The sequence below is a fragment of the Promicromonospora panici genome, assembly GCF_900608595.1.
In the GTDB taxonomy this organism is placed as follows: Bacteria; Actinomycetota; Actinomycetes; order Actinomycetales; family Cellulomonadaceae; genus Promicromonospora; species Promicromonospora panici.
Genome location: NZ_UWYY01000004.1, coordinates 257,676 through 279,190, shown reverse-complemented (window position 1 = coordinate 279,190; position 21,515 = coordinate 257,676). Strand labels below are relative to the sequence as shown.

Sequence of the window (21,515 nt, the reverse complement as noted above, 5' to 3'; positions counted from 1 at the left end):
CGACATCCGCGTGGTGCGGGTTGTCCAGGCCTGGCTGGTGCCCGCTCTGGTCTATCCACAGATTAGGAGTTCGGGCCGATCGAACGGACTGTTGTTCGATAAGATAATGTCATGACAGGGTTGACGAGTGTTGGTGGTGAGGAATGCGGGATGTCTGCCTCAGCTGCGCTGCCCGGCGGCGGTGGTGCGGCCGACGGCGGCCGGCCAGTGCTGGACGCGCAGGTCGTGGCTGGGCTGCGCGACGTGCTTGCCGAGGGCATTCTGCCCGGAGCCACCGACACGGCGGCTGCGGTGTCGAAGGAGACGCTAACGGCGTGGGTAGATCTGCTGGGCGAGGTGGAGAAGGTCAAGCACACGGCGGCTGCCGTTCAGGCGCGGGTCGCCGTGGCGCTGGACGAGGCGACCAGGGCGTCGGAGGAGAAGCAGGGGATCCGCAAGGAGCGCCGCGGGCGTGGAGTGCCGTCCCAGGTTGGGGCGGCGATGGGCAGTCGCCGAATGCCGGTGCCTCGTTCCTGGGGGACGCCCGGGTGTGGGTCCAGCAGATGCCGTGGACGTTCGAGGCGCTGCGCGCCGGGGCGTTGAGCGAGTGGCGGGCCAGGATCATGGTCCGGGAAACGTCGCACCTGAGCGCGGAGCATCGCGCGCTGATCGACGAGCAGGTGTGCGGCGACCTGGAGTCGCTGAACGGGCTGGGTGGCAAGCGGCTGACCGCACGAGTCAAGGAGCTGGCGTCGAGGCTCGACGTGCACGCATGCGTGAAGCGCCTGGCAAAGGCTGAGAGCGAGCGGTGCGTGAGCGTCCGCCCGGCGCCGAACCTGATGGTGTACCTGACCGCGCTGGTCCCGATGAAGCAGGGCATCCAGGCCTACGCCCAGCTCAAGGCCCACGCTGACGCCGTGAAGGGCACAGGTGACCCGCGGTCCGGCGGGCAGATCATGGCCGACGCGCTGATCGAGCGAGTCACCGGCCGGGAGGAGGCCGACCAGGTGCCGGTCACGGTGAACCTGTTGGTGTCGGACGAGACGTTGCTCGCCGGTGGGCCGGCACCGGGAGTGCTCCTGGAGGGTTCCGCCGCCGGAGTCGGCGCCGTGCCCGCGCAGGTGGCTCGAGAGCTGGTCGCGGCGGGTATGGACGCGGACACCGCATGGCTGCGCGCGATCTACGTGGATCCGCAGGGGCGGCTGCTGGCTACGACGAGCACCTCGCGGTTCTTCCCGGACGGCATCCTGAACCTGCTGCGGGCTCGGCAGCAGGGCGTGTGTGCCACTCAGTACTGCGATGCGCCCGTGCGGCATGCCGACCATGTCGTTCCGCACGGCGACGGCGGGCCCACGAGCCTGGCCAACGGGCAGGGCCTGTGCGTGCGCTGCAATCACGCCAAGCAGGCGCCCGGCTGGTCGCAGGCCGTGCTGCCGCCGGATCACCCGGCTGCCGACGGCCGGCATGTCGTGGCCACCGTAACGCCGACCGGGCACGAGTACCTGTCGGTGCTGCCAGAGCCGCCACGCCCGGTCCGTAGGGGCCAGGCCCGCGATGAGCGCGGCACTCTGAGCTGCCTGGCAGCGCCAGGGGCGATCGCGCGTCCCAGAGGGCGGCCGCGTCGGCGTCGGGCACGAGCGCGCCCTTCGCGCGCCGACCTGGCCTGGACCTGATCCGGCAAGCCTGAGACCGCCACGGCACATCCGCCGTGGCGGCCACAGGCGTGCGGTCAGGTCTGCGGCGGGGTGGGGCGCCGCGGTAGCAGGAACGTCGCCGCCAGTGCGACGGCCAGGAGGATGATCCCCAGCCACAGCGAGCGCGCCATAGCGGCGCCCGCGGGACCGGCATCCGCGATCTCGGTGAAGAACACGAGCCCGATGACGGCGACCCCGATGGATGCCGCGAGCTGCGTGAAGGTGTTGAACAGGGCGGATCCGGAGCCCGCGTCCTCGACGGGGACATCGCTGAGGGTGAGCTGCGCCAGTGGAGCCACGACCATGCCCATGCCTGCCCCTCCGACCCCGGCCAGCAGTGGCCACCAGGTGACGGCGTCCGAGCTCGTCGTCCCGCCGTGTGCGATCAGAGCGAAGGCGATGCCGAGCACGATCAGCCCGAGCTGCACCGTGACCCGTCCGATCCGGGGGAGGAGTACAACCGCGGAGAGCATGGCGAACACGGTGACCATGACCGACCACGGAAGCATGGTGAGTCCGGCCTGCATGGGGGTAAGGCCCAGCCCGCCCTGGAGGAACAGCATGAAGACGAGGAAGAAGCCCATGACGGGTACGAAGAACAGCGTCTGCACCGTGAGCCCTCCGCTGAGCGAACGGAAGCGGAACAGCGAGACCTCCAGCACAGGGCTCTTCCCCGTCTGCTTGCGCCGGCGCTGATGCCACACGAAGAGGGCCAGGACGATCACGCCAACGACGAGCGAGCCGCCCGTCCCTGCCGACGAGGCCCCGGCGTCCGATGCGGTGATGAGCGGGTAGATCACCAGGAACAGGCCCACCGCGGACAGGGCGACGCCGGCAAGATCCAGCCGCGGGGTGCCTGGTACGCGGCTGTGGGGCAGATAGCGGAGCGCTGCGAAGGCGCAGAAGATCCCGACGGGCACGTTGAGCCAGAACACGAGTCGCCAGCCCAGGCCGCCGAGGTCCCACGTCATCAGGGCCGGCCCGAGCACAGGACCGACGGTGGCGGCGATACCAGAGAGCGAGGAGAACGCTGCGATCGGACCACCGCGTTCGCCAGGCTCGTACATGACTTGGATCTGGGTCAGCACCTGCGGCAGCATGGCGGCCGCGAAGAGTCCCTGTACGACTCGTGCGAGGACCAGCCAGTCGGCGGTGCCGGCCAGGGCACACAGCGCGGAGGCCGCCGTGAAGCCGAGGAGGCCGATGACGAACACCCGCTTGTGTCCGTACAGGTCGCCGAGCCGGGCTCCGGAGATGATGCCGACGGCGAGCGCGAGGGTGTAACCCGAGAGCATCCACTGCAGCTGGGCCGGGCTCGCCGCCAGGTCGTGCTCGATCGAGGGCAGGACGACGTTCAGCAGCGTCACGTACATGAGGTCGATGAAGCTCGCCAGCAGGATCGCGACGAGTGCGAGGGTTCGGGCCCTTCCGCGGATCGGCTGATGGGTCTGTCCGGAGATCGGTGCGGTCGTCGGCGGTGTTTCGGGCATGCGGATGCTCCCCTGATACAGTGAGTGCGTCACGCACTCTGTGCGTGACGCAATTATTGCGCGGCGCACACGATAGCAGAACGCCGGCTGACTTTCACGGTGCTCGGAGGGCAGGTCATGGCGCAGGAGCCAAAGGTGCGGGCGGTCGCCGATCAGATCATCGAGGTGATGCCCGACTGGGTGAACACGATGATCCATCTCAACGGTCTGATCGCTGATCGTATGAGTGTCGTGCCGACCGACTTCCAGTGCCTGCACGCGATCGTCCAGAACGGGCCGACGACCGCGGGCGCGGTCGCGCAGCGCGTGGCCCTCACCCCCGGATCCGTGTCTCGGTCCATCGACCGGCTGGAGGCAGCGGACTGCGTGCGCCGGGTTCCCGATCCCGGCGATCGGCGGCGGGCCCTCCTCGAGGCCACGCCCGAAGGGCTGCAGAAGATCAGTGGCTACTACGAGGGCCTGACCAAGCGGACCCGCGATGACCTCAACGCGTTCAGCGGCGACGAGCTGAAATCCATTTTGCGGTTTGTCAGTGCCAGCAGGGTGAGCGCGGAAGCCGCTGTCCAGGACCTCCGGGGCGAGTAGGGCGACGGGGGCATGCTCTCCCGTGCCCCGCTGCGGCCGGCCGCGCCCTACTCAGGAAAGACGCAGAACTCGTTGCCCTCGGGGTCGGCCATCGTCACCCAGTTCTCGTGCCGGCCGACCTCGCTGGCCCCCGCCGCGATCAGGCGCGCCACCTCTGCCTCTCGATCGGCGGCGCGCACGTCGAGATGGACGCGGTTCTTCACCGTCTTGGGCTCCGGCACACGGTTGAAGAACAGCCGTGGAACGACGCCGGGCGCCTCGATCAGGACGGATGGGTCGTCCTCGGGGTCGTCGACGCCGATGGCGCGCAGGCGCGCCAGCTCCTCCTCGTCGTAGGGCGCTACGTCGTAGCCGTCCATCACCGTTGCCCAGAACCGCGCCAGGGAGGCGGGGTGGCGGCAGTCGAACACCACGTCCTTGAGGGTCGCCATGCCGATAACGGTAGTCCGCGGGGGCCGTCGGGCGGGTAGACCGGCCCGCTCCGCCGTGGGGGGCACCGGCATTACCCGTCACAGCAGGGCGTGCCGGCGGCGCCGTCCTGTGCCTACGGTCGAATCATGGATATCGACCCCCGCACCCCGACCGTCAAGAACCCGCCCGAGCGGTTCACCGGCGACGTCTGGCTAGATCCGATCGCCGCACCGCGCACCGATGGCCAGCGGATGATCGTCGCCAAGGGCCGGTTCGCCCCCGGCGCCCGCACCGCGTGGCACTCGCACGCCCTCGGCCAGACGCTGCACGTGACCCAGGGCATCGCCTGGGTGCAGGCGCGTGGCGGCGACCGGGTCGAGCTGCACGCGGGCCAGACCGCCTACTGCCCGCCGGGCGAGGAGCACTGGCACGGCGCGGCGTCGGACAGCTTCATGGAGCACCTGGCCATGTTCGACAACGCCGACGACCCGGACACCACGACCACGTGGCTGGAGCACGTCACCGACGAGCAGTACGACCTGCCGAGCTAGCCACTGGCACCCCGTCGTCGAAGGGCTGGCGCGGGACCGCACCGTCTACGCGCTGGACACCATCGGGGCCGCAGGGTGCAGCGTGCAGACCGCGCCGCTGCATGGCGACGCCGACTACGCGGCCTGGTTCGCCGACGTGCTCGACGGGCTCGGTCTGGACCGCGTCCACGTGCTGGGGGAGTCGTCCGGCGCATGGCACGCGACCCTGGTGGGCCTGTATGCGGCTGACCGTGTGGCGAGCGTGTCCCTGATCGAGCCCAACGGCGTGGTGACCCGGATTCCGTGGCGGGCGCTGCTGAGGATGATCCGGTTCGGCGCGAACACCACGGACGAGGGCTGGCGCGATGGCCGAGTGGCTCACGCCCGGCGTCGTCATGACCGATGTCGAGCGGGCGAACGCCAAGGCCGGTCAGCGCTACCGGCTCGCGGGCGGATGGGCGCGGCCGCTGAAGGATGCTGAGCTGGCATCGTTCGCCCCGCCGCTGCTGGTGATCTACGGCGGCGAGTCGGTGGTCTCCGAACCGGTCGCGGCGCGGCGGCGCCTCGCCGGGCTCCTGCCGAGGGCCGAGGTCGAGGTCTACCCAGGGACGGGCCATGGCGTGCGCGGCCAGATTCCGGACCAGGTCACGGCGCGGATCGTGGAGTTCCTGGCGCGGCACGACGCGGGCTGACGTCCGGGGCGAGCGTCCCGGGTGTCAACTGTTTGAGAATCGTTCTCATCTCTGGTTCACTCTTCCCCGGTAGCGAGAATGATTGTCATTCTAGAAGGAAGGAGTGGGTGGTCCCGACCGGACCGCCCCACCAGACGATGAGAAATCACACCACCCGTGCGGCCGCAGGTCTCGGCGCTGCGCTGTCCCTCGTCCTGCTGAGCGCCTGTGCGGCAGAAGGTGAACCCGCCTCCGACGCGGCCTCGGAGTCTGCCTCCGCCGGAGCCGACGAGCATGCGGCGCCCGATGCCACCGAGATGCAGTCGCGCACCCCGCGCGTGGCCGTCACGTACGACGGCGGAGTGCTGGTGCTGGACGCCATGAGCCTCGAGCCCGTCGGCGACCTCGAGCTGGAGGGCTTCAACCGGCTCAACCCGGCCGGCGACGAGCGTCACCTGCTCGTCTCGACCGCCGGAGAGTTCCGCGCCCTCGACCTGGGTACGTGGGCCGAGGCCCATGGCGACCACTCCCACTACTGGACCGCCGAGCCCACGCTCACCGACGTCGCCTACGACGCCGCCGAGCCCGGTCACGTCGTGGTCCACGAGGGCCGCACCGCGCTGTTCGACGACGGGACGGGCGAGGTTCGCGTCCTCGACTCGGAGCACGTGGCCGACGCCGACGCGACGGCCCGGGAGTACACGACGCCGTCGCCTCATCACGGTGTCGCCGTCGAGCTGAGCGACGACTCCCTGGTCGTCTCCGAGGGCACCGAGGACGCGCGGACCGGGATCCGGGTGCTGGACGGTGACGACGAGGAGATCGCCTCGTCCGACGAGTGCCCCGGGGTGCACGGCGAGGCGATAGCGGCCGACGAGGCAGTGCTGATCGGTTGCGAGAACGGCGCGCTGCTCTATGCGGACGGCGAGATCACCAAGGTGGAGGCGCCCGACAAGTACGGCCGCATCGGCAACCAGGCCGGCACCGAGGCGTCGCCGGTCGTGCTGGGCGACTACAAGACGGACAAGGACGCCGAGCTGGAGCGGCCCACGCGCGTCTCGCTGATCGACACGCGGAACGGGGAGCTCGAGCTCGTCGACCTCCCGTCGTCCTACACCTTCCGGTCGCTCGCCCGGGGTGACGACGGCGAGGCCCTCGTGCTCGGCACCGACGGCCAGGTGCACGTGATCGACCCGGAGTCGGCGAAGCTGACGAAGTCGATCCCAGTGATCGACGAGTGGGAGGAGCCCATCGAGTGGCAGGACCCGCGTCCCGCGATTCTCGCCCTGGACGGCTCCGTGTACGTCACGGACCCGGCGACCGACTCGATCCACGCCGTGGACGTCGAGACGGGTGAGGTCTGGAAGTCGGCCGACCTCGGCGTCACGCCGAACGAGCTGAACGGCGTCCTGGGCACGGAGGCCCACACTCACTGACCGTCGAGTGCTGGAAATTCGCCCTTCCCGACAGCCGGGAAGGGCGAATGTCCAGCACTCAACGTCTGGTCAGGGGTGGGGGAAGAACGTGCGGATGTCCTTGACCACCAGGTCCGGGACCTCCAGCGCCGCGAAGTGGCCGCCCTTCGGGTACTCGGCCCAGTGCTCGATGCGGGCGTTGTCGCGCTCGGCGAGCGACCGGATCGTCTGGAAGTCGTCGGCGAAGACGGCGACGCCGATCCGGCCCGTGCTCACCACTGGCTCAGCGCCGGAGCGCTGCTCGGTGTAGTGGTACCGCACCGCCGTGGCCGCCGTGTTCGTGAGCCAGTAGAGGCTGACCTGGGCGAGCACCTGGTCGAGGGAGACCAGGCTGGTGCCGTTGCCGAAGTTCTCGAACAGCTCGCTGTAGGCCAGCTGCGCGACGGGGGAGTCGCTGAGCCCCGCGGCGATCGTCTGCGGGCGGGAGGCGTTCATGGCGTTGTAGCCGCCCACGCTCTGGAACCACTGCATGTGGGCCAGCGCGGCGAACTCCTTGGGGCCGAACCCGTCCATCTCGCCCTCCGCACCCGACGGGAACGAGAAGAGCTGCAGCAGGTGCGCGCCGAGGAAGCCCTCGGGGTCCATGATCGCGAGCTCGCGGCCGATCAGGGTGCCGGCGTCGCTGCCGTGGGTGCCGTAGGACTCGTAGCCCAGCCGGCGCATCAGCGTGTCCCAGGTGCGGGCGACGCGGGCCATGGTCCAGGTTCCGCCGTCGGCTGGCTCGCTCAGCGGGGTGCTGAAGCCGAAGCCGGGGATCGACGGGACGACGACGTGGAAGGCGTCCTCCGCGCGGCCGCCGTGCGCGACGGGGTTGGTGAGCGGACCGATCATGTCGAGGAAGTCGAGGAACGAGCCCGGGTAGGTGTGGGTCAGGACCAGGGCTCGCGCGCCCGGCTCGGCCGAGCGGACGTGCAGGAAGTGCACGGTCTGCCCGTCGATCTCGGTCAGATACTGCGGGAACGCGTTGGCGCGCTCCTCGACCGCACGCCAGTCGAACGCGGTGCGCCAGTGGTCCACCGCGTTGCGGAGGTAGGACTCGGGCGTCCCGTAGTCCCAGGAGTCGCCGGGCGCGGCCGGGGCGAACCGGGTGCGCGCGAGGCGGTCGGCCAGGTCGTCGAGGTCGGCCTGCGGGATGTCGATGCGGAAGGGGCGGATGTCGTCGGTGCTCATTTTGATCCTCATCTCGGTGGTGGTGTCCGTGGTCTCCATGTCACCGACACTACGGAGGGTTCAGGAACGGTTCTTTCCTCTATTCTGAGGAGGTTCGAGGAACTTTCCTTCAGCGTCGTGAGGAGCCGCGGATGAGTACGACGGCGGGGCGGCTGCTCGCCCTCCTGGGCCTGCTCCAGTCCCGCGCCGAGTGGTCCGGCGCCGAGCTCGCGGCGCGGCTCGACGTCACGGACCGCACCGTGCGCAACGACATCGCACGCCTGCGTGACCTGGGCTACCCGGTCGACGGCGTCCGCGGGCCGGGCGGCCGCTACCGGCTGGGCGTGGGCGGCAAGCTGCCCCCGCTCCTGCTCGACGACGAGGAGGCCGTGGCCGTCGCGGTCGGGCTGCGGGCCGCCACCGCCGTCGGCGGGATCGAGGAGAGCAGCGCCCGGGCGCTCGGCAAGCTGGAGCAGGTGCTGCCCGACCGGCTGCGCCGCCAGGTCGCCGCACTGCGCGATGCCACGAGCGCCGGGCCGGTGAACACGGACAGCAACGTGGAGGATCCCGCCGTCGACCCCGGGCTGCTCACCGAGCTGGCCGCCGCGATCCGCGACCATCAAGGGCTGCGCTGCTGGTACCGCTCCGAGCCGCGGGAGGTCGAGCCGGTCCGGCTCGTGGCCTGGCAGCGCCGGTGGTACCTCGTGGGGCGCGACGTGAGGTCGGGGGAGTGGGAGCCGTTCCGCGTGGACTGGCTGGAGCTCCGCACCCCGGGCGGACGGCGGTTCGTGCCCGCCGAGCCGCCGTTCGACCTGACCAAGTTCGTGGTCCGCGAGGTGGCCCGGACGGGCTGGGCTGTGCACGCCCGGGTCCGGGTGCACGCGCCGGCCGACGAGGTGCTCGGGCGCATCAATCCGGCCGTGGGCACCGTCGAGCCGCTCGACGAAGGGACGAGCGTGCTGGTCACCGGCGGGGACAGCCTGGAGACGGTGGCCGTGTGGATCGGCATGCTCGGGCTCGACTTCACGGTGCGGGAGCCGGTGGAGCTGGTCGAGCACCTGCGGACGCTGTCCCGGCGGTACGCGGCGGCGGTGGCCGAAGAGTTGACTGATTCCAGAAACCGCGCCAGGGTGTGACCGTGGTCACGGCTGCGGAGGCACAGCAGATGCTGCGGGGGGTGGGTCTGCGGGTGACCCGCCCTCGTGTCGCGGTGCTGATCGCGACGCACGACCAGCCGCATGCCGACACGGGCTCGGTCCTCGGTTCGGTGCGCGCGGGGCTGCCCGACGTGTCCCAGCAGACCGTGTACGACGCGCTCCACGCGCTGACGACAGCCGGCCTGCTGCGGCGCATCCAGCCGTCGGGTTCCGTCGCCCGCTACGAGACCCGGGTGGGCGACAACCACCACCACGTCGTATGCCGGTCCTGCGGAGTCATCGCCGACGTCGACTGCGCGGTCGGCGAGGCGGCCTGCCTGTCGGCGTCCGACGACCATGGCTTCTCGATCGACGAGGCCGAGGTCACCTACTGGGGCCTGTGCCCCGAATGTTCCACCACCGCCAACAGCTCGTGATCGCCGGCTCGTGATCGACGCGAGCCGCACGTCCGGAAGGAATTCATGTCCGAGAACCAGGGAAACGTCTACCAGACGAACGAGGAAGCGGCGGCCGGCGGCTGCCCGGTCGTGCACGGTGCCGGTGCGCGTGCGCCGCACCCCACGGAGGGCGGCGGCAACCGGCAGTGGTGGCCGAACCGGCTCAACGTGAAGATCCTCGCCAAGAACCCCGCCGTGGCGAACCCGCTGGGTGCGGACTTCGACTACGCCCAGGAGTTCGCGAGCCTCGACCTGGCCGCGGTGAAGCAGGACATCGCCGACGTTCTCACCACCTCGCAGGACTGGTGGCCGGCGGACTTCGGCCACTACGGGCCGCTCATGATCCGTATGGCCTGGCACAGCGCGGGCACCTACCGCACGCACGACGGCCGCGGCGGTGGCGGTGCGGGCCAGCAGCGCTTCGCCCCGCTGAACAGCTGGCCGGACAACGGGAACCTCGACAAGGCGCGGCGCCTGCTGTGGCCGGTGAAGAAGAAGTACGGCCAGAAGCTCTCCTGGGCCGACCTGATGATCCTCACCGGGAACGTCGCCCTGGAGTCGATGGGCTTCACGACCTTCGGTTTCGCCGGCGGCCGGGCGGACGTCTGGGAGCCGGACGAGGACGTGTACTGGGGCCCCGAGACCGGGTGGCTCGACGACGAGCGGTACAGCGGCGAGCGCGAGCTGGAGAACCCGCTCGCCGCCGTGCAGATGGGCCTCATCTACGTGAACCCCGAGGGGCCGAACGGCAACCCGGACCCGCTGCTGGCCGCCCGGGACATCCGGGAGACGTTCCGCCGCATGGCGATGAACGACGAGGAGACCGTCGCGCTGATCGCCGGCGGGCACACCTTCGGCAAGACCCACGGTGCCGGGCCCGACAGCAACGTCGGCCCCGAGCCCGAGGGGGCGGGCATCGAGGAGCAGGGGCTCGGCTGGAAGAACGCCTTCGGCGCCGGCCGCGGCGGCGACACGATCACGAGCGGGCTCGAGGTCACCTGGACCAGCACGCCGACGCAGTGGGGCAACGGGTTCTTCCACAACCTGTTCGAGCACGAGTACGAGCTCACGCAGAGCCCGGCCGGTGCGAACCAGTGGGTCGCGAAGGACGGCGCGGGCGCGGGGACCATCCCCGACGCGCACGACCCGTCGAAGAGCCACGCTCCGACGATGCTCACCACCGACCTCGCACTGAAGGTGGATCCGGTCTACGAGCAGATCTCGCGCCGCTTCTACGAGAACCCCGAGCAGTTCCAGGACGCGTTCGCGCGCGCCTGGTACAAGCTGACCCACCGCGACATGGGCCCCAAGGTTCGCTACCTCGGCCCTGAGGTCCCCGAGGAGACCTTGCTCTGGCAGGACCCGCTGCCCGCCGCGCCCGCCGAGGTGATCGGCGAGGCGGAGATCGCGACGCTCAAGGGCCTGATCGCCGGCTCCGGCCTGACCGTCGCGCAGCTCGTGTCCACGGCGTGGGCGTCGGCGGCGTCGTTCCGGGGCAGCGACAAGCGGGGTGGCGCGAACGGCGCCCGCATCCGCCTGGAGCCGCAGAAGAACTGGGCGGTCAACAACCCCGAAGAGCTGGCACCCGTGCTGCGCGCGCTGGAGGGCGTCCAGGAGAGCTTCAACGCATCCTCTTCGATCCCGGTTTCCTTGGCGGACGTGATCGTGCTGGCCGGCGGTGTCGGCGTCGAGCAGGCCGCGAAGGCGGCAGGCCTGGACGTCGAGGTGCCGTTCACGCCCGGGCGTGTGGACGCCACCCAGGAGCAGACCGACGTCGAGTCGTTCGCGTGGCTGGAGCCCGCCGCGGACGGGTTCCGGAACTACGTCGGCAAGGGCAACCGCCTGCCCACGGAGTACCTGCTCCTCGACCGGGCGAACCTGCTGAACCTGAGCGCGCCCGAGATGACGGTCCTGGTCGGTGGCCTGCGCGTGCTGGGCGCCAACTTCGACGGGTCCTCGCTGGGCGTACTCACCGATAACCCGGGCGCGCTGACGAACGACTTCTTCGTCAACCTCCTCGACCTGGGCACCACGTGGACGGCCACGTCCGAGGACCAGGAGACCTTCGAGGCGCGTGACGAGACCGGCGCGGCCAGGTGGACCGGCAGCCGGGCCGACCTGGTGTTCGGCTCGAACTCCGAGCTGCGCGCGCTGGCCGAGGTGTACGCGAGCGACGACGCCAAGGAGAAGTTCGCGCGGGACTTCGTCCAGGCATGGGCGAAGGTCATGGACCTCGACCGGTTCGACGTCGCCTGACGGCTGAGCACGAACGACTGGTCCTCTGGCGTCGGCTACGGTCGGCGCCAGGGGTCCTTTCGGACGCCGGCCCTGGGCTGACCTATCTCCGCAGCCCGCGCAGCATCGACGCGAGGATCCGGGCCAGCCGCGGCTCGACGTCGACCAGGGCGTGTGAGAGCCGCGGATCCGACCGGTAGAGGGCTGCGACCTCGGGCGCCGGGGTGGCGGTCTGATGGAATGTCCCGGGCCAGGGACGTCGCCGCGGCCACCAGGTCCACGCCATCCTGTTCCGTCAGGCCGGGCAAGGCCGCGCGGACGGCCGGCACGATCTGGCCCAGCCCGTCGCGGGTCGTGAGCTTGAACTCCCGGACCCGCTCCAGCGACACGTTCCGTTCCAGGTTCAGCGGCGTCTGTGCGAGCAGGTCGCAGAACATCGGGCGGGCCGCGAGCGTCGCGGCGTCGGCCGCTCCCTCGTCCGCGCCGCGCTCGCCGCCGGCGACCGGGTCGTCGCCACCGCGCGGCGGCCCGAACAGCTCGACGACCTCGTGGCCGAGTATGGCGGCGACCGGGTGCTCCCGCTCCGGCTCGACGTCACCGACCAGACGGCGGCCCGTGCCGCCCTCGCCGAGGCGGCCGCCCGGTTCGGGCGGCTCGACGTGATCGTCAACAACGCGGGCTACGCCAACGTGTCACCGATCGAGACGACCGACGACGCCGACTTCCGCACCCAGTTCGAGACCAACTTCTGGGGCGTCTACAACGTCTCCAAGGCGGCGATCCCGTTGCTCCGCGGGCAGGGTGGAGGCCTGGTGATCCAGTTCTCGTCGACGGGCGGGCGGGTCGGCGGCTCGCCGGGCATCGCGTCGTACCAGGCAGCGAAGTTCGCCATCGACGGCTTCAGCCGAATGCTCCGCGTCGAGACGGCGCCGTTCCGCGTCAAGGTGCTCGTGGTGGAACCGAGCGGGTTCGCCACCGACTGGGCCGGCGCCTCCATGAGGGTCCGCGACGTGCCCGCCGAGTACGAGTCGACCGTCGGCGCCATGAACTCCCAAATGCGCCAGGCCGGCGCCGGTGCGGCCGGTGATCCCGACCGGGCCGCCCAGATCCTCGTCGCGCTGGCCAAGCGGGACGACCTGTCCACCAACCTGCCGCTCGGCGTCAACGCGACCGAGATGTCGGTCGCGCAGGACCGCCGGCTCCTGGAGTCGGACCAGAGGTGGGCCGCCGTGAGCCGGTCCGCGGACTTCGGGGAGCCGTTTCCGGTGGAGGTGCCACCCGCTCATCTGTGACCACTCGCTCGCTCATCTGTTAGCCTGACGCTGGTTCAACGGAGTCTGAAGGGCGGCGGAGGAGCACGATGACGGCACTCGACGAGGAGACCGTGGGCGGCCTGGCGGCGTCCGCGCCGAGCGGCGCGGACCTCACGGTTCCCACCTACGACCGGGCCCGACTGACCACCGGGATCGTTCATCTCGGGGTGGGTGGCTTCCACCGCGCGCACCAGGCGATGTACCTCGACCGGCTCATGGCCGAGGGCAAGGCCCTGGACTGGGCGGTCTGCGGCGTCGGCGTCCTGCCGGGTGACGCTCGGATGCGTGACGCCCTGGCCGCCCAGGACGGCCTCTACACCCTGGTGCTCAAGCATCCGGACGGGCGCCTGACGGCGCGCGTGATCGGGTCCATCAAGGAGTACCTCCTGGCCCCCGAGGACCCGGAGGCGGTGCTCGAGAAGATGGCCTCGCCCGAGGTGCGCATCGTCTCGCTCACGGTCACCGAGGGCGGGTACAACATCCACCACGTGACCGGCGAGTTCGACCTGGCCGACCCAGCGGTCGCCGCGGACCTGACCGACGGCGCCGTCCCCGCGACGACGTTCGGGCTGGTCACCGAGGCCCTGCGGCGTCGGCGGGAGCGGGGCGTGCCGCCGTTCACGGTGATGAGCTGCGACAACATCCAGGGCAACGGCGAGGTCGCACGGCGTGCGTTCACCACCTTCGCCCGCGCCAAGGACGCCGACCTCGCCGGCTGGATCGAGGACGAGGTCGCGTTCCCCAGCTCCATGGTCGACCGGATCACGCCGGTCACCACCGACGCCGACCGTGCGATGGTCGCCGAGCGGTTCGGCGTCGACGACGCCTGGCCCGTGGTCGCCGAGCCGTTCGAGCAGTGGGCCCTGGAGGACAGCTTCCCCACGGGCCGGCCGCCGTTCGAGGACGCCGGCGTGCAGGTGGTGTCCGACGTCGAGCCGTACGAGCTGATGAAGCTGCGCCTGCTCAACGCGAGCCACCAGGCGCTGTGCTACGTGGGCTACCTGTCCGGGTACCGGTACGCGCACGAGGTGGCGGGGCAGGACGTGTTTGCCCGGTTCCTGCTCGGCTACATGAACGACGAGGGCACGCCGACGCTGGAGCCCGTGCCCGGTATCGACCTGGGCCTGTACAAGCGCACGCTGATCGAACGCTTCGCCAACCCGCACGTCGCCGACACCCTCGCGCGGCTGTGCGCCGAGTCGTCGGACCGCATCCCGAAGTGGCTGCTGCCCGTGGTCCGGCACCACCTGGCGAGCGGCGGGCCGATCGAGCACGCGGCGCTCGTCGTCGCCTCCTGGGCGCGGTACGACGAGGGGGTCGACGAGGCCGGCGAGCCCATCACCATCGTCGACCGCCTCGCCGACCGGCTGCACCGGGCGGCGCTCGCCCAGCGGTCCGACCCGCTCGCGTTCCTGCGTGACCGCGAGGTGTTCGGCGACCTGGTCGACGACGAGCGGTTCACCGCGGCGTACACGTGGGCGCTCGAGTCGCTGCACGAGAAGGGCGCCCGAGCGACGGTAGAGGCCCTGGTCTCCCGCTCCTGAACCTTGGTTGTGCGCCCACAGCACAGGGTTAGGCCGGGGCGAGGGACTCCAGGGCCGTTGCCGCCGCGTCGTCTATCACCAGAGTGTTGGCTACTCCGCCGTTCACCGCAGCCACCAGGCCGCGCGCGACGGCGGCGCCGTAGCCGATCGCGATCACCTGAGGCGTGGCGGCAAGCTGTTCGAGCGTCACGCCCACCACGCGCTCGTCGAGACTCGTCCGGACGGGGCGCCCCTCGGCGTCGAACAGGCGGCCCGAGCACTCGGCGATGGCCCCGGCCTCGGTGGCTGCCTGCTGCTCCTCGACGCTGATCTGCGGGAACACGGTGGAGGTGCGCTCGGACCAGTGGCCGATCGCGACGATGGCGACGTCCAGCTGGTCGGCCCGAGCCAGGGCGTCGGCTATCTCCGGCTGCCGGCGCATGCCGGCGGCGGTAGCGGCGTCGGCCACCAGGAGCGGCGACCAGACGGGCCACGTGCGCACGCCGGGCATCTGTTCGAACGTGTTGATCAGCGCGAGGGAGTTGCCGCTGCCCTCCACGGGCAGCGCCCCCACGAGCTGGACGACGTCGCAGTGGGGGAGCTGGCCGAAGTGCCGGACGGCGGCCTCGACGGTGCGCGACCACGAGACGCCGACGGTCGCGCCCTCGGTGATGTGCTCCCGGGCCGCATGGGCGAGCTCGACCGCGACGTTCTCGCGGGTGGACGTGGCGTCCTCGCCGCTGGCCGCGATGAGGACCTCACGCAGTCCGAGCCGGGCCGCGAGGCGCGCGCCGCGCTCGCCGTCGACCCGGGGCGGCGTGATCTCGATGCGGACCACGCCCTGGTCACGGGCCTGCGTGAGCAGGCGCGCGACCTGGAAGCGGGAGATGCCGCGGTCGCGCGCGATCTCCACCTTCGACTTGCCGTCGAGGTAGTAGTCGGTACTCACCTCGACCATGAGGTTCGAGTCGTTCTGGGTCACCTGCGTCCTCACTCCCGCAGGCGTCAGCGGGAACATCTGAGCGACTTGTCTGGGTGGGCCTTGCTCACCTGAGCATACCGAACTACGCTGCGGATGCAGATGAGCAAGTCATATTCTCAGATGAGCGCGGCGCGGATGCCGTGCCGAGGAGAGGACGAGGATGTTCCGACCTCCGAGGGGTACTTCGGTGAGAGCGACGCTGGCGGCCGCGACGGCCGCCGTCGCGCTGGCCCTCTCCGGCTGTGCCGGAGCAGGCGCGGTAGGCGGTGGTGAGGGCGAGCAGATAGTCGTGGCCATCGTGTCCAACCCGCAGATGCAGGACGCGATCTCGCTGCAGGACGAGTTCCGCGCCGCCCACCCGGGCGTGGACGTGCGGTTCGTGTCGCTGCCCGAGAACGAGGCCCGCGCCAAGATCACGGCCTCGGTCGCGACCGGCGGCGGCGAGTTCGACGTCGTCATGATCTCCAACTACGAGACGCCCATGTGGGCCGAGAACGGCTGGATCGAGGATCTGCAGCCGTACATCGAGCGCACCGACGGGTACGACGCCGAGGACTTCGTCCCCAGCGTCCGCGAGGCCCTCTCGTACGACGGCGACATGTACTCCGTGCCGTTCTACGGGGAGTCGTCGTTCCTGGCCTACCGCACCGACGTGTTCGAGGAAGCGGGCCTCGAGATGCCCGCCAACCCGACGTGGGACGACGTGCGCGAGCTGGCCGGCGAGCTGCACGACCCGGCGCAGGACTTCTCCGGCATCTGCCTGCGCGGCCTGGCCGGCTGGGGCGAGGACATGGCCCCCATGACCACCGTGATGAACACGTTCGGCGGCGGCTGGTTCGACTCCGAGTGGAACGCGACGCTTGACTCCCCGGAGAGCCGCGAGGCGATCGAGACCTACATCGACACGCTGCGCACGTACGGGCAGCCGGGCGCCGCGACGTCGGGCTTCGGCGACTGCCTTACGCGCTTCGCCCAGGGCCAGTCGGCCATGTGGTACGACGCGACTTCCATGGTCTCCTCGGTCGAGGACCCCGCGTCGTCGACCGTGGCGGGCAACGTCGGCTACGTGCCGGCGCCCGTCGCCGAGACGGACTCCGCGGGCTGGCTCTACAGCTGGTCCCTGGCGATCCCGTCCACGAGCGACCACAAGGACGCCGCCTGGGACTTCGTGTCCTGGATGACGAACAAGGAGTACATCGAGCTGGTGGGCCAGGAGCTCGGCTGGGAGCGGGTGCCGCCCGGCAGCCGGCTGTCCACCTACGAGATCCCGGAGTACGCCGAGGTGTCACAGGCCTACGCCGACGCGACCCTCGAGTCGATGAACGGGGCCACCCAGGAGTCCGCCATGACCCACGAGGTGCCCTATCCGGGCATCCAGTTCGTCGGGATCCCGGAGTTCCAGGACCTCGGCACCCGCGTGGGGCAGCAGATGTCCGCGGCGATCGCCGGCCAGGTCTCCGTGGACGAGGCGATCGCACAGTCCCAGCGCTACGCCGAAACCGTGGCGGAGACCTACCGGGCCCAGGAGGGGCAATGAGCACCTCGACCATCGACCGGCTCGAAGGCTCGCGCCGCGCCGCCCGCCGCGAGGCGTCCGCGCGTGCGGTGAGCCGCGCGGAGGGCTGGCGCCGGCGCGGCCCGCTGCTCCCCGCGCTGATCTTCACCGTCATCGTCACGCAGCTGCCGTTCCTGGTGACGATCTGGTACTCCCTGCGCTCGCAGAACCTGCTGCGGCCCGGTGAGGACCTGTTCGTGGGGCTGTCGAACTACGTCGACATCGCCGTCGACTCGACGTTCCGCCAGACCGCCTGGAACTCCGTGGTCATCACCCTCGGCTGCGTCCTGGTGGCGATGGTCCTCGGGATCGTGCTCGCGCTGCTCCTGGACCGCCCGTTCTTCGGGCGTGGTGTGGCCCGCACCATGCTCATCACGCCGTTCCTGGTGATGCCGGTGGCGACGTCGGTGCTGTGGTCGGTGGCGATGCTGAACCCGACGTACGGCCTGTTCAACTGGGCGCTCGGCCTGTTCGGCATCGAGGCGGTCGACTGGACCTCGACCTACCCGATCGTCGCGATCCTGATGGCCCTGGTCTGGCAGTGGACGCCGTTCATGATGCTGCTCGTGCTCGCCGGGCTGCAGGCCCAGCCGAAGGACGTGCTGGAGGCCGCCTCCGTCGACGGCGCCGGGCCGTGGCGCACCTTCCAGTCGATCACGCTGCCGCACCTGCGGCGGTACATCGAGCTGGGCGTGCTGCTCGGGATCATCTACGTGGTCAACACGTTCGACCAGATCTATCTCATGACGGCGGGCGGTCCCGGTACCGCCAGCGCCAACCTGCCGTTCTACATCTACCAGCGCGCGTTCCTCGGGTTCGACATCGGGCAGGCCGCCGCCATGGGCGTCGTCGTCGTGATCGCCACGATCATCGTGGCCTCCGCCGCGCTGCGCCTCATCTTCCGCAGCTTCGAGGTCAAGGAGTGAGCATGTCCGACGTCACGCGCGCGTACCGCCGTCGAACCACGGGTGGTGCCCTGACGACGCTGACCTGGCTGCTGGCCATCGGGTTCTTCTTCCCCGTCCTCTGGATGGCGATGACGGCGTTCAAGCAGGAGAACCAGGCCGCGTCCGACCCGCCCACGTGGTTCTTCACACCGACGCTCGACCAGTTCCGCGCCGTGATCGAGGGCGGGTCCGCGGCCTATGTGGGCAACTCCGCGATCGCCACCGGGGTGTCCACCGTGCTGGTGCTGCTCCTCGGGATCCCGGCGGCGTACGCGCTGTCGATCCGGCCGGTGGAGAAGGTCAGCGACGTGCTGTTCTTCTTCATCTCCACCAAGATGCTGCCGGTCGTTGCCGTCATCGTGCCGATCTACGTGGTGGCCGGGCAGCTCAGGGTGCTCGACAACATCTGGACCCTCGTGGTCCTGTACACGGCGATGAACCTGCCGATCGCGGTGTGGATGATGCGGTCGTTCTTCCTGGAGGTGCCGGGCGAGGTGCTGGAGGCGGCGTCCGTCGACGGCGCCGGGCTGATGCGGACCCTGCGGTCCGTGCTCATCCCGATGGTGGCGCCCGGGATCGCGGCGACCGCGCTCATCTGCGTGATCTTCGCGTGGAACGAGTTCTTCTTCGCGCTCAACCTCACGGCGTCGCGCGCGGCGACCGTGCCGGTGCTCATCGTGTCGACCATGACGAGCGAGGGCCTGTTCCTCGCCAGGCTCTGCGCGGCAGCGTTGCTGGCGTCCCTCCCGGTCATTCTGGCGGGGTGGATCGCGCAGAAGCAGCTCGTGCGGGGGCTGTCGATGGGCGCGATCAAGTAGGACGGTGGGGCGTGCCGGGGGAGCACGGCCGCCCGGGGAGGGGTAACGGACAGGGAGCAGTGCTAGCTCTCCGTTACCTTCCCCGGGCGCACGTGTTCCGGACCCAGGTGCTGCGGAGTTTCCGATGTTTTTTGTCGGGTACTTGCCGGAAGAACTCCGCGTTCGTTCGATGGGCGCATGCGCCGTGGATCAGATCGATGGAGATCGGGTAGTTCACGCCGGACCGGATGGGTTGTGGCGGCGGCCGCGGCCGTGCTCGCCTCGGCGATGGTCCCGGCCCAGCTGGCGGACGCCGCCGACGCCACCACCTACACCAACCCCGTCTCCGCCGGGGTCACCGACACGTTCCCGGACCCCGCGGTGATCCGCGGCAAGGACGGCGCCTGGTATGCGTACGGCACGCAGAACCCAGTGTTCAACAGCCGGGGCGAGACAGGGGAGCGCATCCTGCCGATCCTGCGCTCCGAGGACCTGGCGCACTGGGAGTACGCGGGCGACGTGATCGACGCCGACGACGTCCCGGGCACCTGGCGCGACAACTCCCGCGCCTGGGCACCTGACATCCGCTACCTCGACGGCGAATACGTGCTGACGTACGGCCTGTCCACGGGCGGCCTCGCGGTGGCCACCGCGCCGACGCCTACCGGGCCGTGGACGCACCGCGACGAGCTGCTGGTCCCGTCCGCCCCGGTCGCGGGCTGCCCGACCGGCAACATCGACCAGGCGCTGTTCACCGACGACGACGGCACCCTCTACCTGTACTGGGGCAGCTACGACGTCGTCTGCGTCTCGGAGCTGAGCCCCGACGCCACCGAGCTCACCGGTCCCGTGACCCAGGTCGCGCAGGGGCGCCGCATGGAGGGTGCCTTCGTCGTGCGGCACGACGACCTCTACTACCTCATGTACTCCGACGCGGGCTGCTGCGAGGGCGCGTTCAGCGGCTACACGGTCAAGGTCGGCCGCAGCGAGAGCCCGCGCGGCCCGTTCCTGGATGACGACGGCGTCGACCTCATGGCCGAGTCGTCCAAGGGCGGTTACGTCCTGACATCGAACGGCAACGGGTTCGCCGGCCCGGGCCACCACGCGGTGCTCACGGACCTGGCCGGTCAGGACTGGATGGCCTACCACGCGATCCCGACGGACGACCCCGACTTCCCGCCGGTCGACACCCGCAACGGCGTGCTGAGGCTGTCGAAGCGCCCGCTCATGATCGACCGGCTGGACTGGATCGGTGGTTGGCCGGTCGTCAACGCCGGCGCCGGGCCGTCGTCGGGCCCGCAACCTGCCCCGGTCACCTCGGGCGCGGTCGGCACCACCTTCGCCGACGGTTCCCTCGACGGCTTCACGGCGGACGGCGAAGTCGCCCTCACCGAGGATCCCGACGCCGGCTCGTACGTGCGCCTCGACGAGTCGTCCCTGGTCAGCGCCGCGCGTGCCGACGGCGACCTGCGCGCCCAGGCCGACCTGCGGGTCACCGGGGCCGACGGCGCAGCCGGCCTCGCGCTCGGGGAGGGTGCAGGCCGCGCCATCGCCTGGGTCGACCGTCGCGCGGGTGAGCTGCAGGTCGAGGTGGGCCGGGGTCCCCGCGCCCTGCGGACGGCAACGGACCTGCCGGAGACCTTCCCGTACGAGGACTGGAACGTCGTGACCCTCGACCGGGACGCGGCCTCCGGCACCTTCACGGCCACCGTCTCCGCGGACAACATCAAGGATCCGCTCGGCACGGTGACCCTGGATATCCGGGCGCCCGGGTCCGGCTCGGTTGCGGCCACCGGCACCCTCGGTACCCGCGTCCCCGTCGGCGTGACCGCGCGCGGTACGGCCGACGCCGACAACGTCAGCCTCGCCACCGCGGCCGAGCCGGTGACCGAACGTGTCGCCGACCCGGAGCCCGGCGAGCTGCTGCCGGACAGCTCGGACGAGTTCGACGGCGACGTCGCGCCCGGTGACGACGGCTCGGGCTGGTCCTGGGTGCGCGGCCCCGCCGACGGCGTCCGCCAGGAGGACGGCGCGTTCACCTGGCCGACCCAGGCCGCCGAGCTGCACCTCGGCAGCAACACGGCGTCCGTGCTCACGCGCGACGCGCCCGAGGGCGACTACCTGGTCGAGACGAAGCTGGAGCTCGACGGCGTCGGCGTGAACAAGCAGGCCGGCCTGGTCCTGTACGGCGACGACGACCAGTTCGTGAAGCTGGTGCACTCCCAGGTCGGGCTCGCGCGGAAGCCGGGGAGCGTCGCGCAGCAGGTGGAGTTCACCAAGGAGGGCCCGCGCCCCACCACCACGCCGCCGACGGCGGTGCACGCCTCGCCCATGTGGGGCGCCGCCCCCGCCCGCACCACCTGGCTGCGGCTCTACGCCCACGAGGACGTTGCGAACGGCGAGCACGAGGTCCGCATGGCGTCGAGCACGGACGGGGAGACCTGGCAGTGGGGCGGCGTCTGGACCCTGCCGAACGACAAGGACCTGCGCATCGGCCTGGTGGCGATGAACACCCCCGGCGCGACGGCGACCTTCGACTACGTCCGCACCTACGACATGCCCTGACCGCCCGCCCACCCAACGAA

The 21,515-nt window shown here is 70.6% G+C and carries 21 protein-coding genes; 16 read left to right on the top strand and 5 right to left on the bottom strand.

Annotated elements, in window-relative coordinates:
* Positions 1-150: 150 nt before the first annotated feature.
* Positions 151-582 (top strand): hypothetical protein, encoded by a 432-nt coding sequence (locus EW117_RS30625; protein ID WP_340641073.1) that lies wholly within the window; start codon positions 151-153, stop codon positions 580-582.
* Entirely contained in the window at positions 543-1,652 is a 1,110-nt protein-coding gene (locus tag EW117_RS30620; RefSeq protein ID WP_340641072.1) for an HNH endonuclease, read from the top strand. Before EW117_RS30625 ends, EW117_RS30620 begins: the two co-directional genes overlap by 40 nt.
* Positions 1,653-1,708: 56 nt before the next feature.
* Here the strand turns inward: EW117_RS30620 and EW117_RS06445 are convergent, their stop codons facing one another.
* Positions 1,709-3,163 carry an MFS transporter gene (locus EW117_RS06445; RefSeq protein ID WP_165362525.1) on the bottom strand — a complete coding sequence of 485 codons (1,455 nt, stop codon included), beginning with the start codon at positions 3,161-3,163 and terminating at the stop codon, positions 1,709-1,711.
* 117 nt (positions 3,164-3,280) lie between these two features.
* Between EW117_RS06445 and EW117_RS06440 the strand changes: the two genes are divergently transcribed.
* Positions 3,281-3,748: a MarR family winged helix-turn-helix transcriptional regulator gene (locus EW117_RS06440; protein WP_129784837.1), complete on the top strand. Its 468-nt coding sequence runs from the start codon at positions 3,281-3,283 to the stop codon at positions 3,746-3,748.
* A 47-nt stretch (positions 3,749-3,795) separates the two neighbouring features.
* Here EW117_RS06440 and EW117_RS06435 read toward each other — a convergent pair whose 3' ends face one another.
* Positions 3,796-4,179, bottom strand: coding sequence for a VOC family protein (locus EW117_RS06435; protein ID WP_129784835.1), 384 nt, complete (start codon positions 4,177-4,179; stop codon positions 3,796-3,798).
* Positions 4,180-4,305: 126 nt separating this feature from the next.
* Between EW117_RS06435 and EW117_RS06430 the strand changes: the two genes are divergently transcribed.
* The 4 genes from EW117_RS06430 to aztD all read left to right on the top strand — a co-directional run bounded on the left by EW117_RS06430 (position 4,306) and on the right by aztD (position 6,796).
* Entirely contained in the window at positions 4,306-4,710 is a 405-nt protein-coding gene (locus EW117_RS06430; protein WP_129784833.1) for a (R)-mandelonitrile lyase, read from the top strand.
* A gap of 25 nt (positions 4,711-4,735) precedes the next feature.
* Positions 4,736-5,170, top strand: coding sequence for an alpha/beta fold hydrolase (locus EW117_RS06425; RefSeq protein ID WP_242504125.1), 435 nt, complete (start codon positions 4,736-4,738; stop codon positions 5,168-5,170).
* Positions 5,055-5,381 (top strand): alpha/beta fold hydrolase, encoded by a 327-nt coding sequence (locus EW117_RS30080; RefSeq protein WP_242504127.1) that lies wholly within the window; start codon positions 5,055-5,057, stop codon positions 5,379-5,381. Before EW117_RS06425 ends, EW117_RS30080 begins: the two co-directional genes overlap by 116 nt.
* 137 nt (positions 5,382-5,518) lie before the next feature.
* Positions 5,519-6,796, top strand: a complete 1,278-nt coding sequence (gene aztD / locus EW117_RS06420) for a zinc metallochaperone AztD (protein ID WP_129784954.1) — start codon at positions 5,519-5,521, stop codon at positions 6,794-6,796.
* A gap of 69 nt (positions 6,797-6,865) precedes the next feature.
* Here aztD and EW117_RS06415 read toward each other — a convergent pair whose 3' ends face one another.
* The gene (locus EW117_RS06415) at positions 6,866-8,044 is read right to left on the bottom strand and encodes an epoxide hydrolase family protein (RefSeq protein ID WP_422890348.1); all 1,179 of its coding nucleotides are present in this window, start codon (positions 8,042-8,044) and stop codon (positions 6,866-6,868) included.
* A 92-nt stretch (positions 8,045-8,136) separates the two neighbouring features.
* Here EW117_RS06415 and EW117_RS06410 point away from each other — a divergent pair, with 92 nt between their 5' ends.
* From EW117_RS06410 to katG, 3 genes are read left to right on the top strand one after another with little or no spacing between them, the layout of a single operon-like run.
* On the top strand, positions 8,137-9,120 hold the full coding sequence (locus EW117_RS06410) for a helix-turn-helix transcriptional regulator (RefSeq protein ID WP_129784831.1): 984 nt from the start codon (positions 8,137-8,139) through the stop codon (positions 9,118-9,120).
* Positions 9,121-9,149: 29 nt separating this feature from the next.
* Positions 9,150-9,557 carry a Fur family transcriptional regulator gene (locus EW117_RS06405; RefSeq protein WP_207211778.1) on the top strand — a complete coding sequence of 136 codons (408 nt, stop codon included), beginning with the start codon at positions 9,150-9,152 and terminating at the stop codon, positions 9,555-9,557.
* Between the two features lie 45 nt (positions 9,558-9,602).
* Positions 9,603-11,834 (top strand): catalase/peroxidase HPI, encoded by a 2,232-nt coding sequence (gene katG / locus EW117_RS06400; RefSeq protein WP_129784826.1) that lies wholly within the window; start codon positions 9,603-9,605, stop codon positions 11,832-11,834.
* A 35-nt stretch (positions 11,835-11,869) separates the two neighbouring features.
* On the opposite strand, the gene EW117_RS06395 is transcribed toward katG, so the two are convergent.
* Positions 11,870-12,250 carry a hypothetical protein gene (locus EW117_RS06395; RefSeq protein ID WP_242504113.1) on the bottom strand — a complete coding sequence of 127 codons (381 nt, stop codon included), beginning with the start codon at positions 12,248-12,250 and terminating at the stop codon, positions 11,870-11,872.
* Between EW117_RS06395 and EW117_RS06390 the strand changes: the two genes are divergently transcribed.
* The gene (locus EW117_RS06390) at positions 12,227-13,105 is read left to right on the top strand and encodes an SDR family NAD(P)-dependent oxidoreductase (protein WP_129784950.1); all 879 of its coding nucleotides are present in this window, start codon (positions 12,227-12,229) and stop codon (positions 13,103-13,105) included. The two genes, EW117_RS06395 and EW117_RS06390, sit on opposite strands and share 24 nt — an antisense overlap.
* 68 nt (positions 13,106-13,173) lie before the next feature.
* Positions 13,174-14,670, top strand: coding sequence for a mannitol dehydrogenase family protein (locus tag EW117_RS06385; protein ID WP_129784824.1), 1,497 nt, complete (start codon positions 13,174-13,176; stop codon positions 14,668-14,670).
* A 28-nt stretch (positions 14,671-14,698) separates the two neighbouring features.
* On the opposite strand, the gene EW117_RS06380 is transcribed toward EW117_RS06385, so the two are convergent.
* On the bottom strand, positions 14,699-15,631 hold the full coding sequence (locus EW117_RS06380) for a sugar-binding transcriptional regulator (RefSeq protein ID WP_129784822.1): 933 nt from the start codon (positions 15,629-15,631) through the stop codon (positions 14,699-14,701).
* Between the two features lie 187 nt (positions 15,632-15,818).
* Between EW117_RS06380 and EW117_RS06375 the strand changes: the two genes are divergently transcribed.
* The 4 genes from EW117_RS06375 to EW117_RS06360 all read left to right on the top strand — a co-directional run bounded on the left by EW117_RS06375 (position 15,819) and on the right by EW117_RS06360 (position 21,495).
* Entirely contained in the window at positions 15,819-17,168 is a 1,350-nt protein-coding gene (locus tag EW117_RS06375) for an ABC transporter substrate-binding protein (protein WP_479725107.1), read from the top strand.
* The gene (locus EW117_RS06370; protein ID WP_129784818.1) at positions 17,165-18,112 is read left to right on the top strand and encodes a carbohydrate ABC transporter permease; all 948 of its coding nucleotides are present in this window, start codon (positions 17,165-17,167) and stop codon (positions 18,110-18,112) included. The genes EW117_RS06375 and EW117_RS06370 overlap by 4 nt, the downstream gene beginning before the upstream one ends.
* A gap of 2 nt (positions 18,113-18,114) precedes the next feature.
* Positions 18,115-18,951, top strand: coding sequence for a carbohydrate ABC transporter permease (locus tag EW117_RS06365; protein ID WP_129784816.1), 837 nt, complete (start codon positions 18,115-18,117; stop codon positions 18,949-18,951).
* Between the two features lie 234 nt (positions 18,952-19,185).
* A complete protein-coding gene (locus EW117_RS06360; protein ID WP_207211772.1) occupies positions 19,186-21,495 on the top strand; it encodes a glycoside hydrolase family 43 protein in 2,310 nt (769 codons plus the stop codon).
* Positions 21,496-21,515 lie beyond the last annotated feature (20 nt).